The following is a 2,700-nucleotide window of genomic DNA, read 5'->3' as shown; positions in this document are numbered from 1 at the left end:
GCCCACGCCGCCTTTCACGGCGGCAATGACCCACGCCATACCCCACGCTCCGTAGCGGGGAACGACGAAGAGTCCAAGCAGCAGCGTCGCAAGGACTTTGGCAAGTTCGAGGAAGGCGATGGCGCGCGAGTGGCCAAGGCCGTAGAGGGCGGCTCCGGCAGGGGCGCTACCCATGGCGAAGAGTGTACCTATCAGGAGTATGGCGAAGAGAGTCGCGGTCTGGGCGTAGTCAGGGCCAAAGCTCACGCGCACGATGGGCGCGGACAGCAATATGATGGGGAGTGCCGCAGCGGCGGCAAGTCCCATCGGACGCGCGAAAGAACGCAGAAAATGGCGGGCGTCCTCTCCGGATCGCAGTCCGCTGGCTTTGGGCAGCAAGACGCTGAACAGGGTGCCGATGGCAAGGTCGCCCAGCAGGGTGAGTTGTATCGCCGCGCCGTATGCACCGATCGCCGCCTTCGGCTCGTGGAATGCTGCCAGCAGGAAGACGTCGGCGCGTTGGAACAGACTTGTGAAGCAGCACGCGGCCAGCACCCATTTCGCAAAATGGAGCATGTCTTTCCATACCGGTGAAGGGCCGGTATTCTCACTGAAAATCGCCGACGGCAAGCAGACCCACGCGACTATCGTCGACAGAACGGCGGCCAGCACGTAGGCAAGCAGAATCGTTGTGAGTCCGTGCCAAGCGAAGAAGAGCACAACTCCTACAATAACGAGCCGCGAGACCGCGTTCAGAAGCTCGAACCCGGCGTAGGCGGCAAAGCGTTGCTGGGCCTGGTAGACGGCCTGCGAGTATCCCCACAACACCGTGACCGCCGCTCCAGCGAATGCGATCCATATCGCGTGTGTCGATACCGCGGTTTCGTGGCCGGGCTCAAGAAGCAGGCGCTGCAAAGGCGCGGCGAGCGCCACCCCCCCCAGCAGCAACACGGCCACGAGGGCCAGTTTTGCGGACAGTATCGCCCGGTAGTAGGGAATCGAATCCTCGGGGCGGGCATCGGACTGCTTCGCGACAAATCGGACCAGGGTTGTATCCATGGCTGGCCCGACAAGTTCAGACGCCACTTTCATGATGGAGAGCAGGATGACCAGATCGGCATATCGGGCAGGGCCGAGTAGTCGACCCAGCAACAGGACCGTCGCGAGTACTGCGGCACTCGCCGCAATGCGCGCGACAAACACGCCTCCAAACGCTTTCGCCCAACCGGATGTTTGTTGCGGGGATACCTCGTCCGCCACGGCGCGTTGACTACGCCGCGCCCTTGGCGAGCACGACGACTTGGAACGTCCGGAACAGGATGCGGAAATCTTCCATGAGCGACCAGTTGTCGATGTAGGCGAGATCGATTTCCACCCAATCCTTGAACACGAGGTCGCTGCGCCCGCTGACTTGTTGCAGCCCCGTGATGCCCGGGCGTACGCTCAGGCGCCGGCGCTGGTCCCAGGTGTATTTGGCTACCTCCGCGGGCACGGGCGGACGCGGGCCCACAAGGCTCATGTCGCCAATAAAGACGTTGATGATCTGCGGAATCTCGTCGATGCTGAATTTTCGCAGCCAACGCCCCACGCGCGTCATGCGCGGGTCGCGCTTCATTTTGAACACGGGGCCATCTGCCTCGTTCTGAGCGGCCAAAGTTGCCTTCAGCGCTTCCGCGTTGGGAACCATCGTGCGGAACTTAATCATGCCGAATCGGCGACCATTCAGGCCAACGCGCTCCTGGATGAAGAACACGGGACCCGGCGAATCAAGCTTGATGAGCATCGCCATAATCGGGAACAACCACCACGCGACGGTGGCCAGAAACACAAAGGAGACGGCCATATCGATTACACGCTTGAGCATCAGTTGCGTGAACGCTTCTGGAATGGCCGACAGCGACAACACGGGAATGTCTTCAAGCTGGTGTACGCGGCTGGTGGCGACGCGTAAGGGGAACAGATCTGCAATGAAGCGAACCGGCACTCCGACGCCTTCGCACAAATGTGCCGCGCTCTGAATGGACTCGTAGTACTTCCGTACGGGAAGGCAGATGTAGACTTCGTCAATGACACGGCTGAGCAATACTTGCTCCAGGTCAGTGAGCGGCCCCAAGTAGGGTACGCCATACTCTTTGAGATAGTCCGCGCGTTCCGGATCGTCGTCCAACAATCCCACAAACTGAAAACCGTAGCGGCTGTGTGTCGAGGCGACGTCGGCCAGATGCTTTGCGCGGGGATTGCCGCCAATCACGAGGACTTGCCGGAAATTGTATCCCCTTCGACGTATGGCCCACAGGGTAAGCCGCAGCGTCAGCCGGAACGCCACCAGCATCAAGGCGGCCGCAACGGCGAAATAGGCAAAGAAGGAACGGTCGATGCCTTGACGGTTCACAAAGAATGTGAGCGTGGCCGTTACACACAACGCAATGACGAGCGCCTTTCCGATACCGAACAACTGCGCGGGAAGGCTGTCGATGCGCTGCGACGCAAAGAGCTGTTGATCGCCCGCGGCCAAAAGCCAAACCACCATAAACGACAGGTAGTAGAAACGGTGCTCAATATAATGGTCGCGAAGAGATTGCGCGCCGTCGGCGTGATGGGTGAAATACGCGGCAATAAGACCGGCTGTAAGCACGCACGCCGCGTCGAATACGGCAAGCGCGACAGTCAGTTGAGATGCATTTCGCTTTAACATAGGCGTCTGCTAGTTATTACTCGCTT

At 60.1% G+C, this 2,700-nt stretch carries 2 protein-coding genes; both read right to left on the bottom strand.

Annotated features, from left to right (window positions below; translation table 11 throughout):
• Positions 1-1,239, bottom strand: a 1,239-nt coding sequence (locus K1Y02_26775) for an oligosaccharide flippase family protein (protein ID MBX7259988.1), incomplete at its 3' end; no start/stop codon positions are given.
• A 10-nt stretch (positions 1,240-1,249) separates the two neighbouring features.
• Positions 1,250-2,674: a sugar transferase gene (locus K1Y02_26770; GenBank protein MBX7259987.1), complete on the bottom strand. Its 1,425-nt coding sequence runs from the start codon at positions 2,672-2,674 to the stop codon at positions 1,250-1,252.
• Positions 2,675-2,700: the final 26 nt, after the last annotated feature.

This window comes from Candidatus Hydrogenedentota bacterium, assembly GCA_019695095.1.
In the GTDB taxonomy this organism is placed as follows: Bacteria; Hydrogenedentota; Hydrogenedentia; order Hydrogenedentales; family SLHB01; genus JAIBAQ01.
The sequence above is the reverse complement of the archived record's forward strand: the minus strand, read 5'-3'. Positions and strand labels throughout refer to the sequence as shown.